This window comes from Mycobacterium sp. NPDC048908 (assembly GCF_043197955.1).
Classification (GTDB): Bacteria; Actinomycetota; Actinomycetes; order Mycobacteriales; family Mycobacteriaceae; genus Mycobacterium.
Window position 1 is genome coordinate 379,801 of sequence record NZ_JBICUE010000001.1, and the last position, 26,187, is coordinate 405,987.

At 63.8% G+C, this 26,187-nt stretch carries 22 protein-coding genes and 1 pseudogene; 13 read left to right on the plus strand and 10 right to left on the minus strand.

Going from position 1 to position 26,187, the window contains the following annotated elements:
- The first annotated feature begins 243 nt into the window (after positions 1-243).
- The gene (locus tag ACGFK1_RS01865) at positions 244-1,125 is read left to right on the plus strand and encodes a ThiF family adenylyltransferase (RefSeq protein WP_393426263.1); all 882 of its coding nucleotides are present in this window, start codon (positions 244-246) and stop codon (positions 1,123-1,125) included.
- Positions 1,126-1,149: 24 nt separating this feature from the next.
- Here ACGFK1_RS01865 and ACGFK1_RS01870 read toward each other — a convergent pair whose 3' ends face one another.
- On the minus strand, positions 1,150-2,313 hold the full coding sequence (locus ACGFK1_RS01870) for an HNH endonuclease (RefSeq protein ID WP_393424733.1): 1,164 nt from the start codon (positions 2,311-2,313) through the stop codon (positions 1,150-1,152).
- Between the two features lie 131 nt (positions 2,314-2,444).
- Here ACGFK1_RS01870 and ACGFK1_RS01875 point away from each other — a divergent pair.
- Positions 2,445-2,885: pseudogene (locus tag ACGFK1_RS01875) on the plus strand (ribonucleotide-diphosphate reductase subunit alpha); the annotation flags it as partial.
- A gap of 14 nt (positions 2,886-2,899) precedes the next feature.
- Here ACGFK1_RS01875 and ACGFK1_RS01880 read toward each other — a convergent pair.
- The 3 genes from ACGFK1_RS01880 to ACGFK1_RS01890 form a co-directional block, all read right to left on the minus strand.
- Positions 2,900-3,739, minus strand: coding sequence for an MBL fold metallo-hydrolase (locus tag ACGFK1_RS01880; RefSeq protein ID WP_393424736.1), 840 nt, complete (start codon positions 3,737-3,739; stop codon positions 2,900-2,902).
- Between the two features lie 31 nt (positions 3,740-3,770).
- On the minus strand, positions 3,771-4,901 hold the full coding sequence (locus tag ACGFK1_RS01885; RefSeq protein WP_393424739.1) for a sulfite oxidase: 1,131 nt from the start codon (positions 4,899-4,901) through the stop codon (positions 3,771-3,773).
- Between the two features lie 191 nt (positions 4,902-5,092).
- On the minus strand, positions 5,093-5,743 hold the full coding sequence (locus tag ACGFK1_RS01890; protein WP_393424742.1) for an HD domain-containing protein: 651 nt from the start codon (positions 5,741-5,743) through the stop codon (positions 5,093-5,095).
- Between the two features lie 99 nt (positions 5,744-5,842).
- Here ACGFK1_RS01890 and ACGFK1_RS01895 point away from each other — a divergent pair, with 99 nt between their 5' ends.
- The gene (locus ACGFK1_RS01895) at positions 5,843-6,877 is read left to right on the plus strand and encodes a GlxA family transcriptional regulator (RefSeq protein WP_393424744.1); all 1,035 of its coding nucleotides are present in this window, start codon (positions 5,843-5,845) and stop codon (positions 6,875-6,877) included.
- Positions 6,878-6,888: 11 nt separating this feature from the next.
- Here ACGFK1_RS01895 and ACGFK1_RS01900 read toward each other — a convergent pair whose 3' ends face one another.
- On the minus strand, positions 6,889-8,436 hold the full coding sequence (locus ACGFK1_RS01900; RefSeq protein ID WP_393424747.1) for a GMC family oxidoreductase: 1,548 nt from the start codon (positions 8,434-8,436) through the stop codon (positions 6,889-6,891).
- A 483-nt stretch (positions 8,437-8,919) separates the two neighbouring features.
- On the opposite strand from ACGFK1_RS01900, the gene ACGFK1_RS01905 reads away from it, so the two are divergent.
- The 3 genes from ACGFK1_RS01905 (at position 8,920) to ACGFK1_RS01915 (ending at position 13,753) form a co-directional block, all read left to right on the plus strand.
- Positions 8,920-10,323, plus strand: a complete 1,404-nt coding sequence (locus tag ACGFK1_RS01905) for an FAD-binding oxidoreductase (protein WP_393424750.1) — start codon at positions 8,920-8,922, stop codon at positions 10,321-10,323.
- Positions 10,324-10,466: 143 nt separating this feature from the next.
- On the plus strand, positions 10,467-10,895 hold the full coding sequence (locus tag ACGFK1_RS01910) for an MmpS family transport accessory protein (RefSeq protein WP_393424753.1): 429 nt from the start codon (positions 10,467-10,469) through the stop codon (positions 10,893-10,895).
- On the plus strand, positions 10,892-13,753 hold the full coding sequence (locus tag ACGFK1_RS01915; RefSeq protein WP_393424756.1) for an RND family transporter: 2,862 nt from the start codon (positions 10,892-10,894) through the stop codon (positions 13,751-13,753). Before ACGFK1_RS01910 ends, ACGFK1_RS01915 begins: the two co-directional genes overlap by 4 nt.
- A 49-nt stretch (positions 13,754-13,802) precedes the next feature.
- Here the strand turns inward: ACGFK1_RS01915 and ACGFK1_RS01920 are convergent, their stop codons facing one another.
- The 3 genes from ACGFK1_RS01920 to ACGFK1_RS01930 form a co-directional block, all read right to left on the minus strand.
- Positions 13,803-14,375 carry a TetR/AcrR family transcriptional regulator gene (locus ACGFK1_RS01920; RefSeq protein ID WP_393424759.1) on the minus strand — a complete coding sequence of 191 codons (573 nt, stop codon included), beginning with the start codon at positions 14,373-14,375 and terminating at the stop codon, positions 13,803-13,805.
- Positions 14,376-14,499: 124 nt separating this feature from the next.
- Positions 14,500-14,802 (minus strand): hypothetical protein, encoded by a 303-nt coding sequence (locus ACGFK1_RS01925; protein WP_393424762.1) that lies wholly within the window; start codon positions 14,800-14,802, stop codon positions 14,500-14,502.
- Positions 14,799-15,146, minus strand: a complete 348-nt coding sequence (locus ACGFK1_RS01930) for a hypothetical protein (protein WP_393424765.1) — start codon at positions 15,144-15,146, stop codon at positions 14,799-14,801. The genes ACGFK1_RS01925 and ACGFK1_RS01930 overlap by 4 nt, the downstream gene beginning before the upstream one ends.
- Before the next feature lie 385 nt (positions 15,147-15,531).
- Between ACGFK1_RS01930 and ACGFK1_RS01935 the strand changes: the two genes are divergently transcribed.
- Together ACGFK1_RS01935 and ACGFK1_RS01940 are read left to right on the plus strand one after the other, a co-directional pair.
- Complete coding sequence (locus ACGFK1_RS01935) at positions 15,532-16,902, plus strand: OFA family MFS transporter (protein WP_393424768.1); 1,371 nt, start codon at positions 15,532-15,534, stop codon at positions 16,900-16,902.
- Positions 16,899-17,042, plus strand: coding sequence for a hypothetical protein (locus tag ACGFK1_RS01940; protein WP_393424771.1), 144 nt, complete (start codon positions 16,899-16,901; stop codon positions 17,040-17,042). Before ACGFK1_RS01935 ends, ACGFK1_RS01940 begins: the two co-directional genes overlap by 4 nt.
- A 77-nt stretch (positions 17,043-17,119) precedes the next feature.
- Here the strand turns inward: ACGFK1_RS01940 and ACGFK1_RS01945 are convergent, their stop codons facing one another.
- On the minus strand, positions 17,120-18,307 hold the full coding sequence (locus ACGFK1_RS01945; RefSeq protein WP_393424774.1) for a geranylgeranyl reductase family protein: 1,188 nt from the start codon (positions 18,305-18,307) through the stop codon (positions 17,120-17,122).
- A gap of 151 nt (positions 18,308-18,458) precedes the next feature.
- Here ACGFK1_RS01945 and ACGFK1_RS01950 point away from each other — a divergent pair, with 151 nt between their 5' ends.
- The 5 genes from ACGFK1_RS01950 to ACGFK1_RS01970 all read left to right on the plus strand — a co-directional run bounded on the left by ACGFK1_RS01950 (position 18,459) and on the right by ACGFK1_RS01970 (position 25,919).
- Entirely contained in the window at positions 18,459-19,199 is a 741-nt protein-coding gene (locus ACGFK1_RS01950; RefSeq protein WP_393424777.1) for a TetR/AcrR family transcriptional regulator, read from the plus strand.
- 58 nt (positions 19,200-19,257) lie between these two features.
- A complete protein-coding gene (locus tag ACGFK1_RS01955) occupies positions 19,258-20,004 on the plus strand; it encodes a hypothetical protein (protein WP_393424780.1) in 747 nt (248 codons plus the stop codon).
- A gap of 85 nt (positions 20,005-20,089) precedes the next feature.
- Entirely contained in the window at positions 20,090-21,604 is a 1,515-nt protein-coding gene (locus ACGFK1_RS01960) for a flavin-containing monooxygenase (RefSeq protein WP_393424783.1), read from the plus strand.
- 121 nt (positions 21,605-21,725) lie between these two features.
- The gene (gene nrdF / locus ACGFK1_RS01965) at positions 21,726-22,688 is read left to right on the plus strand and encodes a class 1b ribonucleoside-diphosphate reductase subunit beta (protein ID WP_393426266.1); all 963 of its coding nucleotides are present in this window, start codon (positions 21,726-21,728) and stop codon (positions 22,686-22,688) included.
- Between the two features lie 48 nt (positions 22,689-22,736).
- Complete coding sequence (locus tag ACGFK1_RS01970) at positions 22,737-25,919, plus strand: ATP-binding protein (RefSeq protein ID WP_393424786.1); 3,183 nt, start codon at positions 22,737-22,739, stop codon at positions 25,917-25,919.
- Here ACGFK1_RS01970 and ACGFK1_RS01975 read toward each other — a convergent pair.
- Complete coding sequence (locus tag ACGFK1_RS01975; RefSeq protein WP_393424789.1) at positions 25,916-26,185, minus strand: YdeI/OmpD-associated family protein; 270 nt, start codon at positions 26,183-26,185, stop codon at positions 25,916-25,918. The genes ACGFK1_RS01970 and ACGFK1_RS01975 overlap by 4 nt on opposite strands.
- Positions 26,186-26,187: the final 2 nt, after the last annotated feature.

The window sequence follows — 26,187 nt, forward strand, 5'->3', positions numbered from 1 at the left end:
CTCGGGCGGGCGGCCCCAGGTGCTGCTTTCTGGGGAGGACCGGCGGGGACTGGCCTCTCAGCGATGGTTCTTACTGTGCTCGGAGCAAGCGCGGTTCGCAAGGCCGACGGTAACCCCCAACGGCTCGTCGTCGCCGTACCTCACCCGAACGGCGGTCCCCCGCATCTATTGGCCGCCAGCATCCCGGCTAGCGGGGCGGACCATATTCGTGCGGTCGCAAATTCGACTAGAGGGAGGGGTCCGATGATCGAGATTGACCCATCGCAGGTTGACCCGGCTATACCGCTGGAGTGGTGGCCGGTATCCGATGAGCGCCAAGAGGTCACGACGCGTCGTGATGTAGCTCGGCCAGTAGCGAGTTTCGCGGACAAGACCGTTCAGATTTGGGGTTGCGGCGGCCTCGGTTCATGGATTGCGGAGTACGTGGTGCGGGCTGGAGCCGCGAAGATCGTCTTATGCGACCCGGGCACAGTCTCGGGCGGTCTCCTGGTGCGCCAGAATTTTGTCGAGGCCGATGTCGGGAATACAAAGGTGCAAGGGCTCGCGCAACGCCTCCGGGCAATTAGCGACACGGTCGAGGTAGAGATGCAGGGCGGGGCCATCCCCGGCGAATACCTGGGTGGCGTTGACGTCATCATCGACGCGACGGTGAGCGTCGCTGTCGGTCGACTGCTCGATGACCTCGCCGATGGATTTGTGGACCGCCCCCTGCTGGCGCAGGTCGCCACCGATTCTCGGACAGGGACCTTGGGTATCTTGACCGTCTCTACGCCACCGTTGCAGATCGGCCCGTTGGCGATCGACCGTAGCGTCGGGGAGAAGATCGCCAAGGACGGATCGCTCGAAGCGTTTCACAGGCTTTGGAATTCGTCGGCGGTGCACGAGGATCAGATCATTCCTACCCGGGGATGCTCTACGCCGACCTTCCACGGCTCGGCTGCTGACCTGGCCGGAGTAGCAGCCAGCCTCACAAGCATATTGGGGAGTCACCTTGGTGCTGGGGGAGCCGTTTCGGGCACGCACCTGATCTCTATGCCGCACGGCGAGGCTGGACCGTTGCGTGCGTTTGTGCCTGCTTCGACATCCGTCGATCCGCAATTGAATTCGACTGTCGGCGCGGCTTGATCTCGAGTTTGAAGCCGCAGTTCATCAGCTGTTGATAACGAGCACGCTTTCGTATGCGTCGCCGCTTAGTTCATAGACCTCCACGGGCGGGTGTGCGTCCCTCATCACAGCACGACCCATCTCGATCGCGACACTTACCGGTGCCGAGGTGATCAAGTGCCATCGCCGTGCGGTCGGATATAGCGATTCAGCCGCGGCCAGGGCGTCTCGCCATCGAATTGCGAAGTTAGCCAACGATTGCTCGTGCGACATCAGGGTCGGCCCCGGCGCAACCGTCACCGCCCGAACCTCGATTCGCGGCGACACCGCAATCGGTCCGGGAAGCCGGCTTGTGTTCACCTCGCTGGTAACCGCGCACATAAGCACGACGTCACTGGCGTCCGCTTGTGCATCTGCCGTCAAAACTTCGAAATCGATGGGGTCATCATGGTCTGTCCACGACCACCCGATGAATTGGCCGCGGTGCTTCTGGAAGATACGTGCTGGGGTCTTGTCATCTAACTTCCAGCCGAGATATACGAGAACTGGTATCGGTGCGATCGCGAACACTGAGATGTGTTCAACGTCACCGCTATCGATGGCTTGACGCACGAGATACAGCGCGTCATCGATAGATTGTTGGGCGCTATCCCAGAAGCCCTTGCCGCCTGCGCTGCCGTGGATCCGACAGGTGAAGTCCCCGCTGCGTTGCGTCTCCACCAGTCCGAGATAGTTCACAGCGAGGAGAGTCTCGGCAACCTCTCGCTGAGATGCAAGTGCTAGGGAGCCGCGGATCTTGCATCCGACGCGGAGGGCGGCCGTTCTAGTCAGCCCACCGCTCTCGGTGACCATCTCGATGCGCCGCTCGAACGCCTCTTTGATTTCACGCAGTTTCTCGGGCGGGAAGAGGTCGATATGTTCAGGGTGATCGATGACCTTGTGGCAGTCGTGGCATAGGAGCAGCAAGTTTTCCTCGGACTCTGTGTCGGCGATGTCATCGTTGCGACGAGGCGAGCCGGGTCCTGCCGTGGCGCCGATGTTGTGTGCGAGTTCTGCAAGGAGAACAGAGTGCAGATACGTTCGGCTGTCACCAAGTAGGCGTCGATTGCAGATCGTGCATCTGCCCGCAGTTCGGGCCCAGAGAGCATTGCGCACGGTGTCTTTGATGTTTTCGCGCTTGACTGCGGTATTTCGCCGGTCAGTGGTCACGTCACCTTCTGTATTGAAGAGTAATGACGGGCGGCCGCCACGACGGTGCGAGTCAGTGCCGTTACGCGGCGATAACTGCCGAATTGTAGCGGTCCTAGGGACGCGTGCTGGGCTGATTCCGACTTCAGTTCCTCAAGGAGTCGGTGCAGGCGCACGGCATCTACAACCAGAACCTGCAGGCGGTTCCGCCGACGGGCTCGATCAGCTACATCAACCATTCAACCAGTTCGATCCACCCGATCGCGTCGAAGGTGGAGATCCGCAAAGAAGGCAAGATCGGGCGGGTGTACTACCCGGCGCCGTACATGACCAACGAGAACCTCGAGTACTACGAGGATGCCTATGAGATCGGCTACGAGAAGGTCATTGACACGTACGCGGCGGCGACGCAGCACGTCGATCAGGGCTTGAGCCTGACGCTGTTCTTCAAGGACACAGCGACCACCCGCGACGTGAACAAGGCGCAGATCTACGCCTGGCGCAAGGGAATCAAGACGCTGTACTACATCCGGCTGCGCCAAATGGCCCTCGAGGGCACTGAGGTGGAGGGTTGCGTCAGCTGCATGCTGTGACGCGCCGCCGACCTTCACACCCGCGGTTTGAATCTGTAAGTCTCCCCATGTGCAAGGTAGACGAATTCGGTGCTGATGGTTGAGTTCTGGGCGGCTTTCTTGAATTCGTCGAGTCCCGAGAGGAAGACCGAGAAGTCGTTGTAGTGGATCGGGATGGCGGTCCTCGGTCTGGTGATCTCGACGGCTCTCACTCCTTGCTCGCCGGTCATCGTGACTACGGTGACCAGAAAAGTGGTGCCACCGGTGTGAATCAGACCGAGGTCTATGTCGGGATACCGGCGCGGAATCTCCTCGAGACTGTCGACGAGCATCGTGTCCCCGGTTATGTAGAGCCGGTAGAGGTGATCAGAGCCGCTGCTGAAGTCGAGCAGGTGCCCGTTGACAGGCATCAACAGCCCGTCGACTTCCTCCTCCGTGGCGTGTTTGGCCGGCATGGCGGTGATGTTCAACGTCGCATCGCCTTTGTGCACCACGAGCGATTCCCAGGTGCCGAGCGCATGGCCCTGTTCGAAGCCGAGAGCGCTGAGCTTCTCCACCGCATCGGCCGTCGAGACGATGGGCAGCTCCTTATCGAGCTCCTGTGCAGCGACGTCATCGAAATGATCGCCGTGGTAGTGCGATAAGACGATGAGATCGATCGACGGCAGGTCGGCGATCTGGCAGGCAGGCTCGACCTCGCGGCGAGCCCAAACGCCGTGACCTAGATGGACGTGCTCGCCTTTGTGGAGGAAGGCGGGATCAGTCAGGATTGTCAGCCCGCCGAAACGGATCAAGGTGGTGGCGTTACCTATGAAATACACCTCGCCCTGATCGAAATCTGCTGCCGCACCGCTTGTCAGCTCTAAAACAGTCATCTTCGGCTCTCCTTTGGGTGGCGCGCGATCGTTACGCGTTCTCGGGTTCCGGATCGGGATGCCGCGACCCCGAGGTGGCCCCGACGGTCAGTTCGATGCGGGCCCATGCATGGTTGCCGTACCCGCGCGGATTCCACAACGACTCCGCGGACTCCGGCTGAAGCAGGCCGGTGTCGTCCCAGGCCCGCGCGATGACGCTCAATGGTCCGGGCTTCGCATCCACGGTGAGCGACCAAGGCCGCCATGCCCACTGACTTGGTGCGCGATGAAGGTTGGCCTGCTGCCAGCTGCGCCCGCCGTCAATGGATACATCGACACGCGCGACGCTGTGGCCGTCGCTCGCTATCCCATACCCGCGGATGGTCAGCGCACCGGGGGCGACCTGACCACCGTCGTCGGGAACCAAGATGTCGCAGTTGAGTTCGAGCGTTGACAGCGAAATGCCCTCGCCCGGCCCCGCGGTATCGGCGTCCGCCTCGGGTGGCAGGATTCGATAATCGAGGGCCTGAAAATAGTTCTGTGACGGGACGGATTGGACCGTAACGGCGGTGACCCATTTGACGCTGCGGGCCCCGATGTAGCCGGGGACGACGACGCGCACCGGTCCACCGTGGGCGCGCGGTAGCGCTTGGCCATTCATCTGCCAGGCCAGCAGTACCTCGTCGGACATCGCCTTCCTGAGCGGGATGGAGCCGCCGAAGGACTGCACAGGCCGGGCCTCCTGGGCCACATCCGGGGCGTCGAATGCCACATGTAGTCCGTCATCGTGATGGACGCCGGCCGCACGCAGAACGTCCGACAGCCGTACGCCGCGCCACTCGGCGGTCGAGATGGCACCGCGATCCCATGGCGCCTTGCCGGGTATCGGCCGCACGCGCAGCAGCTCTGCGCGCCGGTTACCCGCACATGCCAGCGTCGCTATCACCCAGTGCTGAGAAAAACGCGTGGTCAGGTCTTCGTAGTCCAAGGTGAGCGGCTTATCCACCAATCCGTCGACGGTCAGCTGCCACTGGTCGACGGCGATGTCCGGAAACGGGCCGTGATTGCGGGCATAGAACGCATCCACCGGAGTGATCTCACTGCTCGCCAACGCCGAAGGTGGCGGCTCGGCGTTGTACGGCAGTTGGCTGCGCACAATCATGTCCTCGCGCTTATTCCACATCTGCGCACCCCACGCGCGAAGTGTTTGCAACAACAAGAAATGCGCTCAACATCGCGCACCCTGCCCGGCGCTTGGACGCGGATTTGCCTCACCAGACAGAGGCGACGCGGTAGGCGGGCTTCCTACCATTGCCAGAAATCGGGTGCTCATCTCGGAAACCTTTCTCGTTCGTCGATCTGATGGTCGGGTGGCTATTCAGGCCAGGAGCTGTTGAGGATGATGTCGACGAAGTCGTCGGGGACAAATGCGGGGTCGTAGTGCTGGAGTACGTCGGCGTTCATGACGCCAAAGGTGGTATGCGGCCGGTGTTTTAGGCCGTTGGCCAAGGCGGCGACGAAGCCCCGTTTGAAATCCGGGCGCGGGTGAGCACTGGTGACGGCCGCGATCGCATCTGAAGAGAGGTGGTCGCGGCCGATGCCCACCACGTCGGTCTCGACACCTGCCTTGACCAGAGCTATTTCGGGTTCCAGGAACTGCGTCACGCCGGGAGTGGTGTGCAACGCGATACTCAGCCACACCTTGTGGGCGTCGGCGCTGTCGACGCCGCGGTGCAGCAGGAAGTCTCGTGCCGCGTCGGCACCGTCGACTTCGAAGCGCAGCATGGAGCAGCGGTAGCCTCGGGTGAGGCCGAGGTCGTGGAACATCGCCGCCGCATAGAGCAATTCGGGATCTGGCTGCAGCCCGAGGCGACGGCCCTGCAGCGCGGCGAACAGAAACACCCTGCGGGAGTGGTCGAACAGCAGGTCGTCCTCGGAGTCACGAATGAATTCAGTCACTTCGCGGACCAGTGCGGTGTCTGGGATCGCTACGCCGGCAATGGTTTGGGTCGATTGCGGGGCCATGGTCATCTCTCCTTGGGCGGGCTACATCTACAACTCTGTGCCGGTTGCGCTTTATGGACCCACGGCTATTGAGACCTCTTGCCCTCAAAAAGGGACACAATGGAATACGTGGTGCAAGCCGAAGCGCGTTCGCGGGTGGTGGTGGTCGTCGTTTTCGACGGGGTGACGCTGCTAGATGTCGCGGGAGCGGCTGAAGTTTTCGCCGAGGCCAACCGATTCGGCGCGGACTATCAACTCAGGATCGCGTCGGTGGATGGCCGCGACGTGACAACGTCGATCGGAACCCGGCTAGGTGTCACAGACAGCCTGCGGTCCATACAGACCGCCGATACCGTCCTGGTCGCTGGCAGTGATCATCTGCCCGCGCGGGCGATTGATCCCGAGCTGGTCGCGGCCGTCAAATCGGTAGCCGGTCGGACCCGGCGTCTGGCGTCCGTCTGCACGGGGTCGTTCATCCTCGCGCAGGCCGGTCTGCTCAACGGCCGGCGTGCCACCACGCATTGGCACGAAACCCGGTTGCTTGCCCGAGCCTTCCCCGAAATCACCGTTGAGCCGGACGCGATCTTCGTCCGTGACGGTGATGTCTTCACATCGGCCGGGGTGTCGTCGGGGATCGACCTGGCCCTTGCCCTAGTCGAACTGGATTGCGGCACCGAGCTCGTCCGTGACGTGGCCCGCTGGTTGGTCGTATATCTGAAACGCGCAGCGGGGCAATCACAATTCTCGACGCTGATCGAGGGCAGTCCGCCGCCGCAGTCCGCGCTGCGAGCGATCACCGATGCGATTGCGTGCAACCCCGGCGCGGACCACAGTGTGAAAAGTCTTGCCGCGCGGGCATCTTTGAGTACCCGTCAGTTGACACGGCTGTTTCGATCCGAACTCGGAACAACCCCAGCCAGTTACGTCGAGAGGGCGCGAATCGACGCCGCCCGCGCCGCGCTTGACGCCGGTCGCACCGTGAGCGAAACCGCGCATCTCGCAGGCTTCGGCAGCACCGAAAGCCTGCGGCGTGCTTTCATCGCCCAGCTCGGCGTCTCACCAAAAACCTATCGAGACAGATTCCGCACCGCTGCCCGCGATGGAGAAGCCGGCAGCTCGACGGAATCTGAGGACGAAACGGCCTGCAGCGAATGAGTTCTCGTCGATCAATTGTCACGATCGGCGCGGATCAGGTCCGCGGCGCGTTCGGCGATGCCGTAGACCGTCGCGACGGTGTTGGCCGCGACTATCGAGGGCATCACCGAAGCGTCGGCCACGCGCAAACCTGCAATGCCACGCACCCGCAATTGCGGATCGACGACAGCCATCTCATCGCCGCCTATCCGGCATGTGCCCACGTAGTGGAAGTAGCACCGCAAACTGATCCGAAGGTATTGGTCCAATGCGTCGTTGTCGGCATCGTCGACGTGCGGTCCGGGATGAACTTCGGCGCCCCGCCACGGACCGAGAGCATTAGCTTCACCGATTCGGCGGGCTAGCCGTAAACCGTCGCGCATGGTCGCGACATCACGCGCGTCACCTAGGTAATTGGGGTCCACGTGCGGCAGCATGTCGGCGTCGGGGCCGGCGAGCCGCACCCTGCCCCGGCTGTGCGGGTTGATCGCGGAAAACAGGATGGAGTAGCCATGCTCTGGTGTCGGTAGCGTCGGCACAGGCACCGGCAGGCTGTGAAGTACGAACTGCAAGTCGGGCCCGTCGAACTCGACGCTCGTGCGGATGAAACCCATAGCCTCACCCGATGCGTTGGCGGGCATCGACGGAATGGGCTGCCTGGACTGGTAGGTCACGGAGGCCAACGGGTGGTCCTGTAGGTTGGCGCCGACTCCGGGTAGCTCGAGCACGGGCTCGACGCCCACTGCGCGCAGGTGCTCGCTCGAACCGATTCCGGACAACAGAAGCAACTGTGCCGAGCCGATAGCTCCCGCCGTGAGCACGATTTCGCCGTTGCAATGCACCGTGGCTGTGGTTCCACCGGCGCTGAAGTCAACACCTGCGGCGCGTCCATCGACCACAACCACTCGGCGCACCAAAGCGTCGGTCACTATGTCCAGGTTCGACCGTTCCATTGCCGGGATCAGATATGCGTCGGCGGCGCTCTGGCGCGCTCCGGCCACAATGTTGAAATCAGGCCAGCCGAAGCCGATTTCGAGACCGCTGCTGAGGTCAGCCGCCCGTCCGCAACCGACCTCGATTGCGGCCTCCACGGCTGCGGTGATCATCGGATTCGGAGTGGGCGGGGCACCCACGGTCAGTGGACCGTCGACTCCGCGGACAGCCGGATCACCGTCCTTGGCGGTCTCCGAGCGCCGAAAGTAGGGCAATAGGTCATCGAACCCCCAACCGGGTGCGCCGCACCGCGCCCATGCGTCGTAGCCGGCGTGGTGACCGCGCAGGAAAGCGAGGCCATTGATGCTCGACGAACCACCGAGGCCGCGACCGCGGGGCGTTGCGACTCGCGTACCGGTGAAGGCATTGACCGCACCACTGTCACCCCAGTCGGCAGCGCTTCCGATCAATGACAGCCACGCCCCAGGCACCGCCATCGCTTCCAATGGCTCGCGAGCACCTGCCTCCATCAACAACACGTGAACGGCCGGGTCTTCGGATAACCGCGCTGCCAGGACGCAACCCGCCGTTCCGCCACCCACCACAATGTAGTCATAACTCTGCCGAGTCGGCTCCATAGCGCTCATACCATCTCTCATCTGTACGGCCAGGGACCAGACGTGTTCTCAGACAACGTTGTTGAGCGCCTGTTTTCGTATGTATGACAGTAACGCGAAATTGTTGAGCCAATCCGATGAGATTTGTGTTCCTCGTCACTACGTTTTGGCCCGAGCGCGCCGTTGTGGATGCCGGGAGCCGGCACGAGCAGTTCGCTGTGCGAAACCCTGAACCTACCGTCCTCGGCGGCGCTAACACTTAGTGAAAGACACTGGTGAACCGGGTAATTCATCGGCAGGTTCGCACGAAGGGTGCTACCCGACGGACTGCGTCCTGGCCTTCGCGGTGAATCTGCGCGCGACGGGCCCGCCGTTCGCGCCGGCTTGCCCGTCGATGCAACGCCCCAGGATTTCGCGTTAGTGTGAGTAACGCGAAATGTTTCACCCGCTGGTGGTGCGAGCCAGAAGGTGCTTGCGCAGACAATGTTCCGTGACACCAGAAGAAAGAGAGCCATGACTTTCTATGATTCGTTCCTTCCGCCGGTGCTTCGCGAGGATGTCGAGGCGCTCGTAACGGCGGTGACCGGCCCGGTGCTGCTGCCAGGTGACGCGGGATACGACGACGAACGCACCGTCTTCAACCTGAATCACAGTCTGAGGCCTGCGCTGATCGTGGTCGCGCAAAGCGCTTCGGATGTCCAGGCGGCGGTCGCGTTCGCGGCGGGACAGCAACGCCCCGTGCTTGTGAAGGCCACCGGCCATCAGATGGTCGGCACAGCGCGCGGCGCCGTGCTGATCACGACGCATCGGATGGATGACGTTGCCATCGACAACGTCCGTTGCACCGCCAGGGTTGGCGCTGGAGCGCTGTGGGGCGATGTCGTCCAGAAGGCCGCCAAAGTGGGACTGGCGCCGCTGAACGGGTCGAATCCCACGGTCGGAGTCGTCGGTTACACCCTTGGGGGCGGCCTCAGCCCCACCCTGGGCCGGTCCCACGGGTACGCCGCCGACCACGTACGCGCAATCGAGGTGGTGACCGCGGACAGCGAACTGCGCCATGTTGACGCGGATTCCAACTCCGAACTGTTCTGGGCGCTGCGCGGCGGCAAGGGCAACTTCGGCGTCGTAACGGCGCTGGAATTCGATTTGTTTCCGGTGTCTCGCCTCTACGGTGGCGCCATCTATTTCCCAGGGGAGCGCATGTGCGATGTGCTGCGCGCCTGGACCGCCTGGCACCCCAGCACACCGGAGACCATGATCTCGTCGTTTGCCGCGATGCGACTGCCGTCGCTGCCCGAAGTGCCCGAACCACTGCGTGACGCGTTCACGGTGTCGCTACGGATCGCTTTCACCGGCACTGTCGAGGATGGCGAACGGATCATTGCGCCGCTCCGGGCGATAGGTCCCGCGGTCCTGGACACCGTCGCGGATATGCCGTACAGCGAGGTCGCATCGATCCACAGCGAGCCGACCGACCCGTTGCCCTACTACGAGCGCAGTATCACGCTGCGCGAGTTCTCCGCCCAGGCGCAGGACAGGTTTGTCGAACTGGTGGGCCCGGACTCCGACACCACCATGTGGATCGCCGAACTACGCGCCCTGGGCGGAGCCTGGGACCGGGAGCCGGCGGTGCCCAACGCGGTGGCGACCAGGGGTCTGCCGTACGTCCTTCTGGGCGTTGAAGTCGGTCCGCTCTCAGAGGAACAGCGACTGAAAGAGTCGATCGCTGCGCTACTCGACGGCATGGCGCCCTGGCAGGGCGACCGGAGAATGGTGAACAACCTCGCCCCTGAAGAAGCGGCCGATGCGATAGCAATCTACGGCCCGCAACGCTACGAGCGCCTGGCCGCTGTGAAGAAAACGTTCGATCCGACCAATATGTTCCGCATCAACCACAACGTCGTGCCGGCCGTCTGAGCGGTCAGTCGGGCGGGTGAGACTGTGACGGCATAGCCGATTCCTATTGCGGTACAAGCTTGTTGATGCGCCGCCTGGGTATCAGTACGCGGATGTATGGCTACGCCACCGGTCGCCGAGGTGCGCGTGTGAAAGGGTCACGGATGTCCCGAGTGCTGCGGCATTGGATGCTGCTGGTGGCGGTGTTCGTGGTGGTGATCGCGGGTTTTTCGGTGTATCGGCTCAACGGCATCTTCGGGTCCAAGGACGTCACGTCGACTCCGAGTGGGGCGGCCAATGAGATTCATCCGTTCAATCCCAAGCATGTGGTGATGGAGGTGTTCGGGCCGCCGGGCACGGTCGCGACCATCACCTATATGGATGTCAACGCCCAGCCGCAGCGCGTCGATGACGCGACGCTGCCGTGGAGCTATGACACGACCACCACCCAACCGGCGGTCTTTGTCAACGTCTCCGCCCAGGGCGACAGCGACTCGCTGGGTTGTCGGATCACGATCGACGACGTGGTCAAGGACGAGAGAACGGTCACCGCGTTGAACGCCTTCACTTACTGTCTGGACAAGTCGGGATGAGCCTGCACGTGGCCGAGCGGCCGGCGACGACGCATCGGGTGGCTACCTGGGTGCGCCGGTTGTGTGTGCCGATCGTGTTGTTCTGGCTGGCCGTGGCGGCGGTGACGAATGTGTTCGTGCCGCAGTTGGAGAAGGTCGGCGAGGAGCACAATGTGGCGCTGAGCTCGCCGAGTTCGCCGTCGCTGCAGGCGTTTCAGCGCATCGGCAAGGTATTTGGTGAGTTCGACTCCGACAGCGCGGCGATGGTGGTGCTGGAGGGCGATCAGCCGCTGGGTGCGCAGGCGCACCGCTATTACGACGAGTTGGTCAAGCGGTTCAACGAAGACACCAAGCATGTGCAGCATGTGCAGGATTTCTGGGGTGATCCGCTGACCGCGGCGGGCTCGCAGAGTCCGGACGGCAAGGCCGCCTACGTGCAGGTGTTCTTGGCGGGTAATCAGGGTGAGGCGTTGTCGCTGGAGTCGGTCGACGCGCTGCGCGACATCATCGCGAAAACGCCTGCACCACCGGGCATTCACGCCTATGTCGCCGGCTCGGCGGCCCAGATCGCCGACCAGTTCGAGATCGGTAACGCAAGCACTGTGCCGGTAACCTTGTTGACCGTCGCGGTCATCGCGGTGATGTTGCTGATCGTCTACCGGTCGCCGGTGACCATGATCCTGGCGCTGCTCACGGTGCTGGTCGAGATGGCCGCGGCCCGCGGGATCGTCTCGTTCCTGGCGGACGTGGGACTCATTGGGCTGTCCACGTATTCGACGAACATCCTGACCCTGTTGGTCATCGCCGCCAGCACCGACTACGTCATCTTTCTACTCGGCCGCTATCACGAGCACCGCAACGAGGGGATGGACCGACAGTCCGCGTTCCACAATGTGTACCGGTCGACCTCTCACGTGATAATTGGTTCGGGATTGACCATCGCTGGCGCGGCATTCTGCTTGTATTTCACCCGGTTGCCGTACTTCCAGAGCCTGGGCGTCCCCGCGGCGATCGGTGTCGTCGTGTCATTAGTCGCCTCCCTGACCCTCGCACCTGCGGTACTCGTGGTGGGCGGTCGATTTGGACTGCTGGACCCCAAGCGTAAAACCGCCAAGCGCACCTCTCGGCGGATCGGGACGGCGATCGTGCGGTGGCCAGGCCCGATCCTGATCGCGACGTTGGCCTTGGCGTTCATCGGGTTGGCGGCGCTGTCGGGCTACAAGGTCAGCTACGACATTGGCGAGTACATGCCTGCCAGTGCGCCGTCGAATGTGGGTTATGCGGCCGCCGAGCGGCATTTCTCCAAGGCGCGGTTGAATCCGGAACTGTTGATGATCGACGCCGATCACGATCTGCGCAATCCGACCGACATGATCCTGTTGGAGCGGGTGGCCAAGGCCGTCTTTCACACCGACGGGATCGCCCAGGTGCAGTCGATCACCCGACCGCTGGGCACCCCGCTGGACAACACCTCGATCCCGTTTCAGCTCAGCGCCAACAGCGCCGCACAGATCAACAACCTGCCGTTTCAACAGGATCGGGCGGCCGATCTGGTGAAGCAGGTTCAGGTCATCAACGACTCGATCGACGTATTGCGCCAGCAGTATGCGCTGCAGCAGCAGTCCAGCGCGATCACCCACGAGCAGAGTCAGGCGTTTGCCGACACGGTGGCCACCGCGCAAAACCTGCGCGACAAGATCGCCGACTTCGACGACTTCTTCCGCCCGCTGCGCAACTACTTCTATTGGGAGCCGCACTGCTACGACATCCCGGTGTGCTGGGCGTTGCGGTCGCTGTTCGACGCCCTCGATGGCATCAACGAGTTGACCGACCAGTTGGCCAACGTCTCGGGCAGCATCGCCAAGCTCGATGCGTTGCAACCCAAGCTGTTGGCGTTGATCCCGCCGCAGATCGCCAACCAGGAAACCAACCGCGACCTGACCATGACCAATCACGCCACCACGGCCGGGATCAACGATCAGAGCGCCGCGGCGCTGCAGAACTCCACCCAGTTGGGTGCGGCCTACAACGCCTCGAAGACCGACGATTCGTTCTACCTGCCGCCCGAGGCGTTCAGCAACCCGGAGTTCCTGCGCGGGCTCAAGCTGTTCTTGTCCCCGGACGGCAAGGCGGCGCGGATGATCATCACCCACGACGTGGATCCAGCCACAGCGGAGGGTATTTCGCACATCGATTCGATCCGGCATGCCGCGGCCGAGGCGATCAAGGGCACCCCGCTGGCGGGCTCGAAGATCTACCTCGGCGGGACCGCGTCGACCTATAAAGACATCGCCGAGATGGCCCATTACGACTTGATCATCGCCGGCATCGCCTCGCTGAGCCTGATCCTGCTGATCATGTTGTTCATCACCCGAAGCCTGGTCGCCGCATTCGTCATCGTGGGGACAGTAGCGTTGTCCTTGGGTGCGTCGGTCGGCGTCTCGGTGCTGGTCTGGCAAGACCTGCTTGGTGTCAAGCTGTATTGGGTTGTCCTGCCGTTGTCCATCATCTTGCTGTTGGCGGTCGGGTCGGACTACAACCTGCTGCTGGTGTCCCGGTTCAAAGAGGAGATCCACGCCGGCATCAACACCGGCATCATCCGGTCGATGGCCGGCAGCGGTTCAGTGGTGACCGCGGCAGGCTTGGTGTTCGCCTTCACCATGGCGTCGTTCATCTACAGCGACCTGCGGGTGCTGGGCCAGATCGGCACCACGATCGCGCTGGGCCTGCTGTTCGACACCCTGATCGTGCGGTCGTACATGACACCGTCGATCGCCGCACTGCTGGGCCGGTGGTTCTGGTGGCCGGTGCGGGTCCGGCAACGACCGACCCCACCCGCGTTGGGCGACGACCGCACGACGCAACTTGCGCTGTTCTAGCTGGACCGCGCACCGCGGCCAACCGCAATGGGCGCAACACCGTTCGCAGTTACCCACCGCGCTTCACAACTAGCGGAGCGAGCATCTCTGTCAGCGCCACCTTGGTCGCGCGTGTGCTGAGTCCCGAGCGGATCCTGAGCACCTCCCAAGTGTGCACGTCGCAGATGGCGATGAGTTGCGCAAGCCGGCGATTGCGCTCCGCCCTTGGTAGGCCCGCGAGAGTCTCGGAGAAAACCTCCATGCACCACTTGCGGTGGCCTGTGCGGCCAGCAGCGAGGATATCGCGAACGGCAGGGGTTATCGCCTCTTCGGCGAGCATCTTGAGCGTGAGACGCCCTGAGAGTTCGTAATTGTCAACCAAATTGGCGACAATGTCCTCAATGGCTTTGGAACGTACACGACCGCGACGCTCGACCACGTCAGTGCCGAACTCGGCAAACATTGCGGCGAAGACCCCATCCTTGTCACCGAACCGGCGCAACACCGTCTGCGTTCTCACGCCCGAGCGGGCGGCAATGTCGGCAAGGGTGATCTCGGCGAAGGGTCTGTCGGCGAACAGTTCCCAAGTGGCTTCCAGTATCGCGGTGGCGGTACGCGCCGTGGTGACCGCGCGCGCGGTCATCCGGTACGGCCGCGTCGCGCCTTTCATATTGGTGACAGTAACCCGAACGCCGCCGGCGAGTGTGGACTCGATGCACGCAATGCGGTCAGTACTCGTGCAATACGTCCACACTCGCCGAGCCGCGCTAGCCCATCGTGTAGACGGGCAGGCGATCCACCCGCGTCAGCACTGCGTGCTTCGGCGGAACGCTGGGGCCGGGATTGGCCTCCTCTAGCTTCGCCTCGTGGTCGATCCAGCATTCGCCGGTGCGTTCGTCGTAGTCGCCGCCGTAGAAGACGCAGCAGACGCCGATGCCGTCGGTGTCTTGGTGGTCGGCCACGCACTCCCAGAAGTCGTCGCTGACGGGCGCGGCGGCGGCGTGCGCGGCTAGTCCGATGGCCAGGCCTGCGGTCATCGCCACGGCGCCCACCAGCCCCTTGACGTTCATCGCGCTACCTCCGCGAGACGACCCGCCGTCACCCTCGGGCCCTTGGGCGGTGCGGTCGGACCCGGGTCGACCGACAGCCCGGGCATCGTGTCGAGCTTGGACTTCGGGGCTTCACCACGGTCCAGACTGCACTCGTAGAGGTACTGGCTCGGATCCCAAGTGCCGCCGTAGAAGACGCAGCACGTCTCCGCACCGACCTTGTATGGGTGGTCCGCGACGCACTCCCAGTAGTCCGACATCGTCGAGTTGTTTGGTTGGGCGTGTGCCGCTGCGGCGAAACCGACGGCGAGTCCTGTGGCGAGAGTGGCCGAGGCGATCAGCCGACGCATGGTTGTGCTGTTCATTAGTCGCTCTTTTCCTGAGGCGGGCCGCCTGTTTGCACTGATGGCGGCGGGGGTGGACCAATTCTCAGAAGACGCTGTGATCGCCGAAACGGGGTGCACGCCTCTTCATGCCTGCCACCGGCCAGGGAATCCAAGGCAAGCACGGATAGGGGATTAGGGGTCAGTCGCCCGCGACCGGGCCCGTGTTTGCCTCGTATATGCGGAGCAATCCGAGCCGTGCCGCCACCCGGCTGGTGGGTCGATAGGGGCTAACAGTCAAAGGGTAAGACCATCGTTGCCGGCCGGTTCGCTGGCAACGGACGATGACTTAACGCACTGTGTCGCAATTACTTTCGTGAATCAAGCCGACATGTCAACAGGTCCCCAACCGTGATAAACCACTCCTGTGAACTCGCCCTTTTTCAGTCGGGAACGAATCATCGCCTCGCCGGGCTGGAGCCGCTGGTTGGTTCCGCCGGCCGCGCTGTCGATACACCTGTCCATCGGCGCCGCGTACTCGTGGAGCGTGTTCAAGAAGCCGCTGGAAGGCGCGCTGCACATCTCGGGCACCCTGAGTGCCCTGCCATTCACCGTCGGCATCGTCATGCTCGGGCTGTCCGCAGCGGTGTTCGGCACGTGGGTCGACCGCAACGGCCCGCGTGCCGCCATGTTCGTCGCGATGTGCTGCTTTTGCGGCGGCTGGCTCGTCGGCTCCGCCGGACTGGCGCTCCACCAGTACTGGCTGGTGCTGTTCGGCTACGGCCTGCTGGGCGGAATCGGTTGGGGCATCGGGTACATCTCACCGGTCTCGACCTTGATGAAGTGGTTTCCCGACAAGCCCGGCATGGCCACCGGGTTGGCGATCATGGGATTCGGTGGGGGTGCGTTGATTGCGTCACCGTGGTCCACTGCGATGCTCGGCTTGTTCGGCACCAATCCCACCGGCATCGCCAAGACCTTCCTGGTGCATGGACTGGTGTACGCGGTGTTCATGTCGCTGGGGTGGATGTTGGTCCGGGTGCCGCGGCCCGACTGGCAGCCGCACGGCTGGACGCCCGCGCCTCCGACTATGGGATCAATGGTCTCCGTCGGCCAGGTCTCGGCCAACAACGCGATCAAGACGCCGCAGTTCTGGTTGCTGTGGATTGTGTTGTGTTTCAACGTCACTGCGGGGATCGGCATCCTGGAGAAGGCGTCTCCGATCTACCAGGACTTCTTCCCGGGTGGCGTGGCCGCCGCCGCGCTCGCCGCCGCTGCTGCCGGTTACGTGGCGCTGCTGTCGCTTTCGAACATGTTGGGCCGCATCGGGTGGTCCAGCCTGTCCGACGTGATCGGCCGCAAGAACGCCTACCGGATGTACCTCGGCGTGGGTGCGCTGTTGTATCTGACGCTCACGCTGATGCAGAACTCGAACAAGGTCGTGTTCCTGATCGCCACCATGCTGATCCTGTCCTTCTACGGCGCCGGGTTCGCCACCGTCCCCGCCTATCTGCGCGATCTGTTCGGCACCTACCAGGTTGGGGCGATCCACGGTCGGCTGCTCACGGCCTGGTCGGTGGCGGGCATCCTCGGGCCGATCATCGTCAACGCGATCGCGGACAGCCAGGAAGCCGCAGGCAAGTCCGGCCCGGCCTTGTACACGCTGTCGTTCTCGATCATGATCGCTCTGTTAGTCGTCGGGCTGGTGTGCAACGAACTGATCCGGCCGGTCAGCGAGAAGTGGTATGAGCCAAGCACACCCGTGGAACGTGCTGAGGTACTTCAGGAGACACGATGACAGAAACCGAACTTCACGAATACCAGCCGACGGTGCCCAGGGCGTACATCGCAATGGCGTGGGTGTGGGTCGGTATCCCGTTCGCGTACGGCTGCTATGAATTGCTCATCAAGGTCACCCAGCTGTTCAAGACGGGGTGACCACGCTGCCGAGTGGCCAGTTATCACACAGGATTCGGGGATCTGCGTGACATAAGTGGCCACTCGGCGACGACGGCCTACTTCTTGACCGTGTGCTGCGGACCCTGGGCCTTCTTGTACAGCGCCTTGAGCATCCGGTCGCGGAACGCCGCGTTGTCGATCAGCTTGATGCCCGCGTTGGCGAACCTCGGATAACCGAGCAGTTTGTGGAAGTAACGGCCGCGCCGGTACTCCTTGCCCCACGCGGCTTCCATCCGCTGCGCATAGTTGGTGAAGTCGTCAGGGCCGCCGTTCTGCAGCGCCGCGATTGCGCATTCGCCCGCGGCCAAACCGGATTCGAGCGCCTTCGAGATACCCGCTCCGGAGGCCGGCTTACCAGCGCCCAGCGAGTCGCCGGTGAACAGCACACCGGGTCGCCACGGCGGCCACGCGGTGAAGCCCATCGGCAGCCGCCACGCACGGACACTCTTGTTCTTCTTCAGCTCCTCGATGGGCGGCAGTTCCCATTCGCGCGGCAGTGTGCGCAGGAAGTCGCCGAGGAACTGCGTGGCGTTGATCGACTGCCAGTTCTTGTAGCTGTTCACGTAGCCGAGCCCGATGTTGAACAGCCCGTTGCCCATCGGGAACACCCAGCCGTAGCCCGGCAGTTGATCGCCCTGGAACGCGAGCTTCAAATAGATGTCGAGGCTGTCGGAGTCGGGACGGCTGGCGTGCATCTCCGAGCGGATCGCGATCGCGGAGTAGCCGTTGTACTCAGAATCGATCTTCAAGGCCCGCTTGATGGGGGAGTAGGCGCCGTCGGCCGCGATCACCGCGTCGCCGTATACCTTCTCGCCGCTCTTCAGCACGACGCCGACGACGCGTCCGTTCTCGTCGAGTTCGGGCCCGGCCACCTCGGCGCCCTGGCGCACCTCGGCGCCCGCGGACTCCGCGTGCTTGAGCAGCAGCGTGTCCAGATGCTCGCGGCTGACGGTGTGGCCGTGGTCGGGCATGCCGGGGCGCTTCGGGAACGACAGCTCCCACTGCGACGGGCTGAACACGGTGACGCGGTTGACCCGATGGAAGGTGTTGACCTCCTCGGCCAGGCCCATCTTCTGCAGATAGCTGACGGCCCGGGCGGTCAGGCCGTCGCCACACGGCTTGGCGCGGGGAAACTCCGCCTTGTCCAGGACCACTACCTTGGCACCGGTCTGCGCGGCCTGCCACGCCGCGGCCGAGCCCGAGGGCCCGCCACCTGCGATGACCAGGTCGTATCGCTGCGTCATACGTCTCTCTCGTTCATGGGATGTCGCACGAATATTACCCAGGGTGACGTGTCGGTGTTTCCCAGGCAAATCCGCGTGGCCAGCGCGACGGCACCCCGTGTTGCGCGTCGGTCTGACCAGGTCAGCGACCCTCGGGCGGTACAGTGATCGGGTGCGACGAGGGGCCAGGTCACGTTCGGCAAGTGAGCCGGGTGTCAAGGTGGACGCCCGCAGCGAGCGCTGGCGTGAGCATCGCAAGAAGGTGCGGTCCGAAATCGTCGACGCCGCTTTCAGGGCAATCGACCGACTCGGCCCGGAATTGAGCCTGCGCGAGATCGCCGAAGAGGCCGGCACCGCGAAGCCGAAGATCTATCGGCATTTCACCGACAAGTCGGATCTGTTTCAGGCCGTCGGGGAGCGCCTGCGGGACATGTTGTGGACGGCCATCTTCCCGTCGATCAACTTGTCAACCGACCCGGCGCGTGAGGTGATCCGGCGCAGCGTGGAGCAGTACGTCCGGTTGGTCGACGAGCACCCCAACGTGCTGCGGTTCCTGATTCAGGGTCGCTTCGCCGAGCAGAGCGAATCGACGATGCGTGCGCTCAACGAAGGTCGGGAGATCACGCTGGCGATGGCCAACATGTTCGACAACGAGCTACGCGATATGGAACTGGACGCCACCGCCCTCGAGTTGGCCGCGTATTCCGCGTTCGGGTCGATCGCGTCGGCCACCGACTGGTGGCTGGGCACCGAGCAGGACAGTCCCCGCCGGATGCCGCCCGACGAGTTCGTCGCGCACCTGACGACGATCATGGTCGGGTCCATCAACGGCACGTGCGAGCTGCTCGGCATCAAGATCGACGCCGACCTGCCGCTGCACGAAGGCGTCCGTCGCCGCGAGCACGTCGCCTGACCGAAATTGGGGCAGACGCCTCATGTGACGGGTCCATCCCGCGCGTGACCATCGGTGCATGACCAAACAACTCACCCCACAAGACACTGTTGCGGCCCTGCTGGCCAACCCGATTCTGCCGCCCGGTGACGACGAGCGTTTCGTCGGATTCGGCATCATGGGACTGCCGTTCGACAACGGGCACTACTTGGCGATGCGTCATTTTCCCGCGACTTCGTTTGCACCACCCTATGTTTCGGTGTGGCATCGCGACCCGTCGTGCAACTGGACGTTCTACGCGACGACGCCGGGGCAACACAGCTGCGCCCGTTACTTCAGCGCAGCCACGGCCAACCCCACGGTGCAGTGCGATATCGAAGTCGGCTGGGTCGGACCGTGGTCGGCGGTGATCCAGATTCCGGGAACACTGCACTGGACCGTCGACTTCGAGACGTCGCGAGCCACCCGGCTGATGAGCAAGATCGGCGGCCGGCTGCCCGACGAGAAATGGGCCGATCCGACGGTTTCCCGGCGGCTGAGCCGCGTCGCGCGCCGCACAATGGGCGTCGGCGACGTCCGGCTTACCGGCCGTGCCCCGAACGGGCATTGCTACACGATGGCGCCCAAGCAGTTGTGGATGGTCGCCAACTCGACCGCGGTGTTGCACGGCCGCGACCTGGGCCCCGCCGGGCCGTTGCTGCGCCAGGCCCGCCTCGGCGACTTCCGGATGCCGCAGCGCGGTATCGCGATGGTCGGCTCGGGTCACTTCGAGACGTTCGACCCCGACCGGCACCGGTCCGCCGACCGCGCTGTTTCGGTCGCCTGATCAGCGCCGTTGGCCGCAGCGGTCGCGACCGTTAACCTGGAAGCCGGAAATACCCGGTACCGGCGTTCCCAGGAAGGACCCTTCGATGACGGTTGCCCCCGAGCGGACTGCGGACAGCACCCAGCAGCCCGTGCACACCCGCGCGCTGATCATCGGCACCGGCTTCTCGGGGCTCGGCATGGCCATCGAGTTGCAGCGCCGCGGCGTGGAGTTCCTGATCCTGGAGAAGGCCGACGAGATCGGCGGCACCTGGCGGGACAACACCTACCCGGGCTGCGCGTGCGATATCCCGTCGCACATGTACTCGTTCTCGTTCGAGCCGAAGCCGGACTGGAAGCACGTGTGGTCGTTTCAGCCGGAGATCTTCGACTATCTCAAGGGCGTTACGGAGAAGTACGGGCTGCGCCGCTACATCTCGTTCAACTCGCATGTCGACCGGGCACATTGGGACGACGACGAATTGCGGTGGCACGTGTTCACCAAGGACGGCCGCGAGTTCGTCGCGCAGTTCGTGGTCTCCGGCGTCGGCGGGTTGCACATCCCGTTGGTCCCTGAGTTCGACGGATTCGACGAATATCAAGGCGAGGCATTCCATTCCGCGCAGTGGGACCACAGCGTCGACCTGGTTGGTAAGCGGGTCGCGGTGATCGGCACCGGCGCCAGCGCGATCCAGATCGTGCCCGAGATCGTGAAGGACGTCGGCGCGCTGCACCTGTACCAACGCACACCGGCGTGGGTGATGCCGCGGCCCAACAACCCGATCCCGGAATGGATGCGCGACATGTTCACCAACGTCCCGGGCACCAGGGCGGCGATGCGGGCGGGCATCTACTGGATTCACGAGGCCGTCGGCTTCGCGATGACCAAGCAGCCCAGGTTGCTCAAAATCGGTGAGCTGATGGGCAAGTACAACATCCGGCGCTCGATCAAGGACCGGGAGTTGCGCCGCAAGCTCACCCCGAACTACCGCGCCGGCTGTAAGCGAATCCTCAACTCCGACACCTACTACGTCGGCATCGCCAATCCGAAAACCGAGGTGATCACCGACAAGATCGCCCGGTTGACGCCGCGTGGCATCGTCACCTCCGACGGGACGGAACGCGACGTCGACGTCGTCGTGTTCGCCACCGGATTCCACGTCACCGACTCCTACACCTACGTCGACATCAAGGGGCCCGGCGGCGAGGACCTTGGCGATCGGTGGACCCGCGAGGGCGTCTCCGCGCTGCACGGGATCACGATCGCCGACATGCCGAACCTGTTCTTCCTCCTCGGTCCGAACACCGCTTTGGGGCACAACTCGGTGGTGTTCATGATCGAGTCGCAGATCCGCTATGCCGCACACGCGATCGCCGCCGTCGACAAGGCGGGCGCGCAGGCGCTGGCGCCCACGCGGGCGGCGTCCGACGCCTACAACGCCGAACTGCAGCGCGAATTGGCCGGCACGGTGTGGAGCACCGGCGGTTGCCAGAGCTGGTATCTCGATGAGCACGGCGTGAACCGGACGCTGTGGAGCGGGATGACCTGGCAGTACTGGCTGTCGACGCGCAAGTTCAAGGCGTCGGAGTACAAGTTCTTCGGGGTCGGCTCGACAAAGTAGGGCGACACGCCAACACAAGATGTCGCGGTTCCGGCTGTTGTCGCACCCCAGGGGTAGTGTCGACCATGCCGGTTCGGCAAACCGACTTCTGCGGCGAAAAGGGGTTCTTGTGTCTGATGGCATCAAGCTGATCGACCGTGTGTCGGCCATCAACTGGAACCGCCTCCAGGACGAAAAAGACGCCGAGGTGTGGGACCGGCTGACGGGCAATTTCTGGTTGCCGGAGAAGGTTCCGGTGTCCAACGACATTCCGTCGTGGAACACGTTGACCGCGCATGAGAAGCAGTTGACCATGCGGGTGTTCACCGGTCTGACGCTGCTGGACACCATCCAGGGCACCGTCGGCGCGGTCAGCCTGATCCCCGATGCGCTGACTCCCCACGAAGAAGCGGTGTACACCAACATCGCGTTCATGGAGTCGGTGCACGCGCGCAGCTACAGCAACATCTTCTCGACGCTGTGCTCGACCGCCGAGATCGACGACGCGTTCCGCTGGTCGGAGGAGAACCCGAATCTCCAGCGCAAGGCCGAGATCGTCATGCAGTACTACAAGGGCGACGAGCCGCTCAAGCGCAAGGTGGCCTCCACCCTGCTGGAGAGCTTCCTGTTCTACTCGGGCTTCTATCTGCCGATGTACTGGTCCTCCCGCGCCAAGCTGACCAACACCGCCGACATGATCAGGCTGATCATCCGCGACGAGGCCGTGCACGGCTACTACATCGGCTACAAGTACCAGAAGGGCCTCGCGCTCGAGGACGACGCCCGCAGGCAGGAGCTCAAGGACTACACCTACGAGCTGTTGTTCGAGCTGTACGACAACGAGGTCGAGTACACCCAGGACCTCTACGACGAGGTCGGGCTGACCGAGGACGTCAAGAAGTTCTTGCGCTACAACGCGAACAAGGCGTTGATGAACCTCGGCTACGAGGCGCTGTTCCCGCGCGACGAGACCGATGTGAATCCGGCGATCCTTTCGGCGCTGTCGCCGAACGCCGACGAGAACCACGACTTCTTCTCCGGCTCGGGGTCGAGCTACGTGATCGGCAAGGCGGTCAACACCGAAGACGAGGACTGGGACTTCTAGCACGCCGATATGGCGGACACCGCTGAGGGGCGGTGACACGATATTGAGGTGGACGCCGAGGTCGACGGTGCGGCGACGGTACTGATTTGCGATACCTGCGGCACGCACTGCGGCCCCGCCGCGAAGTTCTGCGCTCAGTGTGGTGCACGACTGACGCAAGCGCGCCGCTCGGCGGAGTACAAGCAAGTCACGGTGCTGTTCGCCGACGTGGTGCATTCGATGGACATTGCCGCCGCGGTGGGAGCCGAGCGGTTGCGCGAAATCATGGCGGAAGTGGCCGACCGGTCGGCCCGCGTGGTGGCGCGGTTCGGGGGCACAGTCGGCAGTTTCACCGGCGACGGGATCATGGCGGTGTTCGGGGCCCCTGTGGCGTTGGAGGATCACGCCGTGCGTGCCTGCCTCGCGGGGCAGGCGATCCAGGACCATGCCAACCAACTGGCCGTTGATGTCCGACGCCGCGACGGCATAGAGCTGAGCCTGCGGGTCGGGCTGAACTCCGGTCAGGTGATCGCAGGCGAGATGGGTTCTGGAACGTTCGGTTACACGACCATTGGCGAGCAAGTGGGCATGGCCCAGCGGATGGAGTCGGTCGCACCACCGGGTGGAGTGATGCTCAGCGCGTCCACGGCGCGGCTGGTCGAGCACACGGCGACGCTCGGCGAGCGCGAGTTAGTCCACATCAAAGGCGCCGTCGACCCGGTACCCGCCCACCGGCTGCTGGGAATGACCGATCATCACGGACCCGGCAGGCGTGCGGAGTCGAATCTGGTCGGCCGGCGATCGGAATTGAGCGCGGTCGAGGCCTTGCTGAACCGAGCTGTCGACGGCCACGGCTCCGTGGTATCGGTGGTTGGGCCGCCTGGCATAGGGAAAAGCCGCCTGGTTCGCGAGGTTTCGGCCACCGCAGAGGCACGCGGTATGGATGTGTTCGCCACACACTGTGAATCACACACCAGCCAGATCGCCTTCCACGCCGTAGGCCGTCTTCTGCGGGTTGCCAATGGGCTAGCCGGTCTGGACGCGCAAACAGCCCGAGAGTCGTTGCGACAGAAGTTCTCTGAGATCGACCCGGAAAGCATGTTGCTGCTGGACGACCTGCTCGGAATTGCAGAGACGACCGCCCAGTTGCCTGCCGTGGACCCCGATGCCCGACGACGGCGGCTGACGGCACTCATCGAAGCCGAATCGTCGACGCGGATACGCCCGGCACTCTACGTGGTGGAGGACGCGCATTGGATCGATGCGGTCAGCGAATCCATGCTCGCGGACCTCCTTGCCGTGATCTCGCAGACCGCTTCTCTGGTGGTCGTCACATACCGACCCGAATACCGCGGCGCGCTGGCACAGATTTCGAGCGCACAAACGATTGCCCTCGAACCGCTGAACGATGACGAATCCGCAATGTTGATCACCGAGTTGCTCGGCACCGATCCGACCGTCGCTCCCATCGGCAAGATGATCGCCGAACGAGCCGCGGGTACACCGTTTTTCGCCGAAGAGATCGTGCGCGAGTTGACCGAGCGGGGAGTGCTGCGCGGCAAGCCAGGCCAGTACACGTCCGCCGCAGAGGTAGCTGAGATCAACGTGCCCGCAACCCTGCAGGCGACCATCGCCGCGCGCATCGACCGTCTTGATCAGTCGGCCAAGCGCACCTTGTGCGCCGCGGCGGTGATCGGCGCGCGATTCCGCCTGGGCCTCGTCACCGCGTTGGGCGTCGAACCGGCCGTCGATGCCCTCGTCATGGGGCAGTTGATCGATCACAGCGGGCCGACCGCCGACGAATACACATTCCATCACCCACTGATCCGTGCGGTGGCCTACGAATCACAACTGAAATCCGACCGGGCCGAGTTGCACCGCCGGGTGGCCACCGCGATCGAAGCTCGCGAGCCGGCGTCGGTGGACGAAAAAGCCGCGATGGTCGCCGACCATTTGGAGGCCGCAGGCGACCTGCGGGCAGCGTTCACATGGCACATGCGGGCGGGGGACTGGTTGCGGCACCGCGACATTTCCGGTGCGCGGATGAGCTGGGCGCGAGCGCGTGACGTCGCCGACCGACTCCCGGACGACGTCGATGGTCGGATGGCGATGCGCATCGCCCCCCGCACCTGGTTGTGCGCGACCACATGGCGCGCCGGCGGGAAGCTGGACGACGCCGGCTTCGAGGAACTGCGAGAACTCACAACGGCGGTCGGCGACAAGCGGTCCCTCGTCTTCGGGACAACAGGGCTGGTCACTTTGATGCAGTTCTACGGGAAGTACAGCGACGCTTCGCTATTGGCCTCAGAGCATGTGGAACGCCTCGATGCGATCGGTGATCCCGAACTGACGGTAGGGCTGCTGATGACAGCGATGATCGTCAAGTGGGCTGTGGGTGACGCCACCGAAGCGATGGCGCTGAGCCAGCGTGCCATCGACCTGTCGGGTGGCGATCCCACGATGGGCAACATGATCGTCGGCTCGCCGCTGGCTTTCGCACTGGTGATGCGCGCATCGACGCGGTGCGCGTTGGGCATTCCCGGTTGGCGCGAAGACTTCGACGACGCGGTCAGCCTGGCCCGCAGTACCGACAAGTTTACGTTCTGCGCTGTCGTGATGTTCAAGTACATCGCCACTCAAAGCTGGGCACTGCTCGCCGACGACGAGGCGTTGCGGGATACGGCTGACGCACTACAGATCGCCGACCAGTTCGGGGACGACTTCACCCTCACCAACGCAGAATTCACCCGCGGGCTGGTCCTGGTGCGCCGCGGGGACGCCGATCGCGCGTTGGGCTTCGAACTGCTCCACAGGGTTCGCCGGGTGGCTCTCGAGCACCGCAACCTCATCGTTGCGGCATGGTGCGTCGACATCGATATCGCAGCGGAGAAGATCCGGCTGGGTGATTACGACGGTGCGATCGCCCTGTGTCGGGCCGTACTGGCAGACGAAATCACGGCCGGGGAAATGACGAATCGTGGATGGTGCACCACCGTCCTCGTCGAGGCACTGCTCGCCCGAGGCGGCGATGGAGACGTCGCCGAAGCCCAGACTGCCGTCGACGACCTCGCAGCAACGCCGACCGAGCCCGGATTTCTCTATCACGAGCTGCCGCTGCTGCGGTTGAACGCGATGCTTGCGCAGGTTCGCGGCGACGACGACCGCTACCGCGTCTTCCGGGATCGCTACCGCGTTCGCGCTGAACGGTCCGGCTTTGCGGGTCACATCGCGTTGGCCCGCGAGATGGCCTAGGCCTTTCCCGTGCGCTCCCGGTGCTTGCATCCAGGCCAGCAGCAGGGCCGCCGCATGCCTTCCTCCAGCTCCTCCTGAGTCCGTCGGATGCGACGCTCCCGCGTCTTGTCTTGCTTGGCGTCCTCGACCCAGCAGATGAACTCGTTGCGCGCCAGCGGCGTGATGTCCTTCCAGGCGGCCAGTGCCGCGGTGTTGCCCATCAGGGCGCTGCGGAGATCCGCGGGCAGCTTGTGCACCACGCCGCCGGGTACTCGCTGGCTACTCATGC

Coding starts and splice junctions, on each gene's coding strand:
- ACGFK1_RS01890 (WP_393424742.1), bottom strand. CDS start 5,743: ATGGCCCCGCAATCGACCCAAACCATTGCCGGCGTAGCGATCCCAGAC.
- ACGFK1_RS01925 (WP_393424762.1), bottom strand. CDS start 14,802: ATGAACGTCAAGGGGCTGGTGGGCGCCGTGGCGATGACCGCAGGCCTG.
- ACGFK1_RS01940 (WP_393424771.1), top strand. CDS start 16,899: ATGACAGAAACCGAACTTCACGAATACCAGCCGACGGTGCCCAGGGCG.
- ACGFK1_RS01910 (WP_393424753.1), top strand. CDS start 10,467: ATGTCCCGAGTGCTGCGGCATTGGATGCTGCTGGTGGCGGTGTTCGTG.
- ACGFK1_RS01975 (WP_393424789.1), bottom strand. CDS start 26,185: ATGAGTAGCCAGCGAGTACCCGGCGGCGTGGTGCACAAGCTGCCCGCG.
- ACGFK1_RS01905 (WP_393424750.1), top strand. CDS start 8,920: ATGACTTTCTATGATTCGTTCCTTCCGCCGGTGCTTCGCGAGGATGTC.
- ACGFK1_RS01915 (WP_393424756.1), top strand. CDS start 10,892: ATGAGCCTGCACGTGGCCGAGCGGCCGGCGACGACGCATCGGGTGGCT.
- ACGFK1_RS01885 (WP_393424739.1), bottom strand. CDS start 4,901: ATGTGGAATAAGCGCGAGGACATGATTGTGCGCAGCCAACTGCCGTAC.
- ACGFK1_RS01930 (WP_393424765.1), bottom strand. CDS start 15,146: ATGAACAGCACAACCATGCGTCGGCTGATCGCCTCGGCCACTCTCGCC.
- ACGFK1_RS01895 (WP_393424744.1), top strand. CDS start 5,843: ATGGAATACGTGGTGCAAGCCGAAGCGCGTTCGCGGGTGGTGGTGGTC.
- ACGFK1_RS01865 (WP_393426263.1), top strand. CDS start 244: ATGATCGAGATTGACCCATCGCAGGTTGACCCGGCTATACCGCTGGAG.
- ACGFK1_RS01945 (WP_393424774.1), bottom strand. CDS start 18,307: ATGACGCAGCGATACGACCTGGTCATCGCAGGTGGCGGGCCCTCGGGC.
- ACGFK1_RS01920 (WP_393424759.1), bottom strand. CDS start 14,375: ATGACCGCGCGCGCGGTCACCACGGCGCGTACCGCCACCGCGATACTG.
- ACGFK1_RS01955 (WP_393424780.1), top strand. CDS start 19,258: ATGACCAAACAACTCACCCCACAAGACACTGTTGCGGCCCTGCTGGCC.
- ACGFK1_RS01900 (WP_393424747.1), bottom strand. CDS start 8,436: ATGAGCGCTATGGAGCCGACTCGGCAGAGTTATGACTACATTGTGGTG.
- ACGFK1_RS01880 (WP_393424736.1), bottom strand. CDS start 3,739: ATGACTGTTTTAGAGCTGACAAGCGGTGCGGCAGCAGATTTCGATCAG.
- ACGFK1_RS01960 (WP_393424783.1), top strand. CDS start 20,090: ATGACGGTTGCCCCCGAGCGGACTGCGGACAGCACCCAGCAGCCCGTG.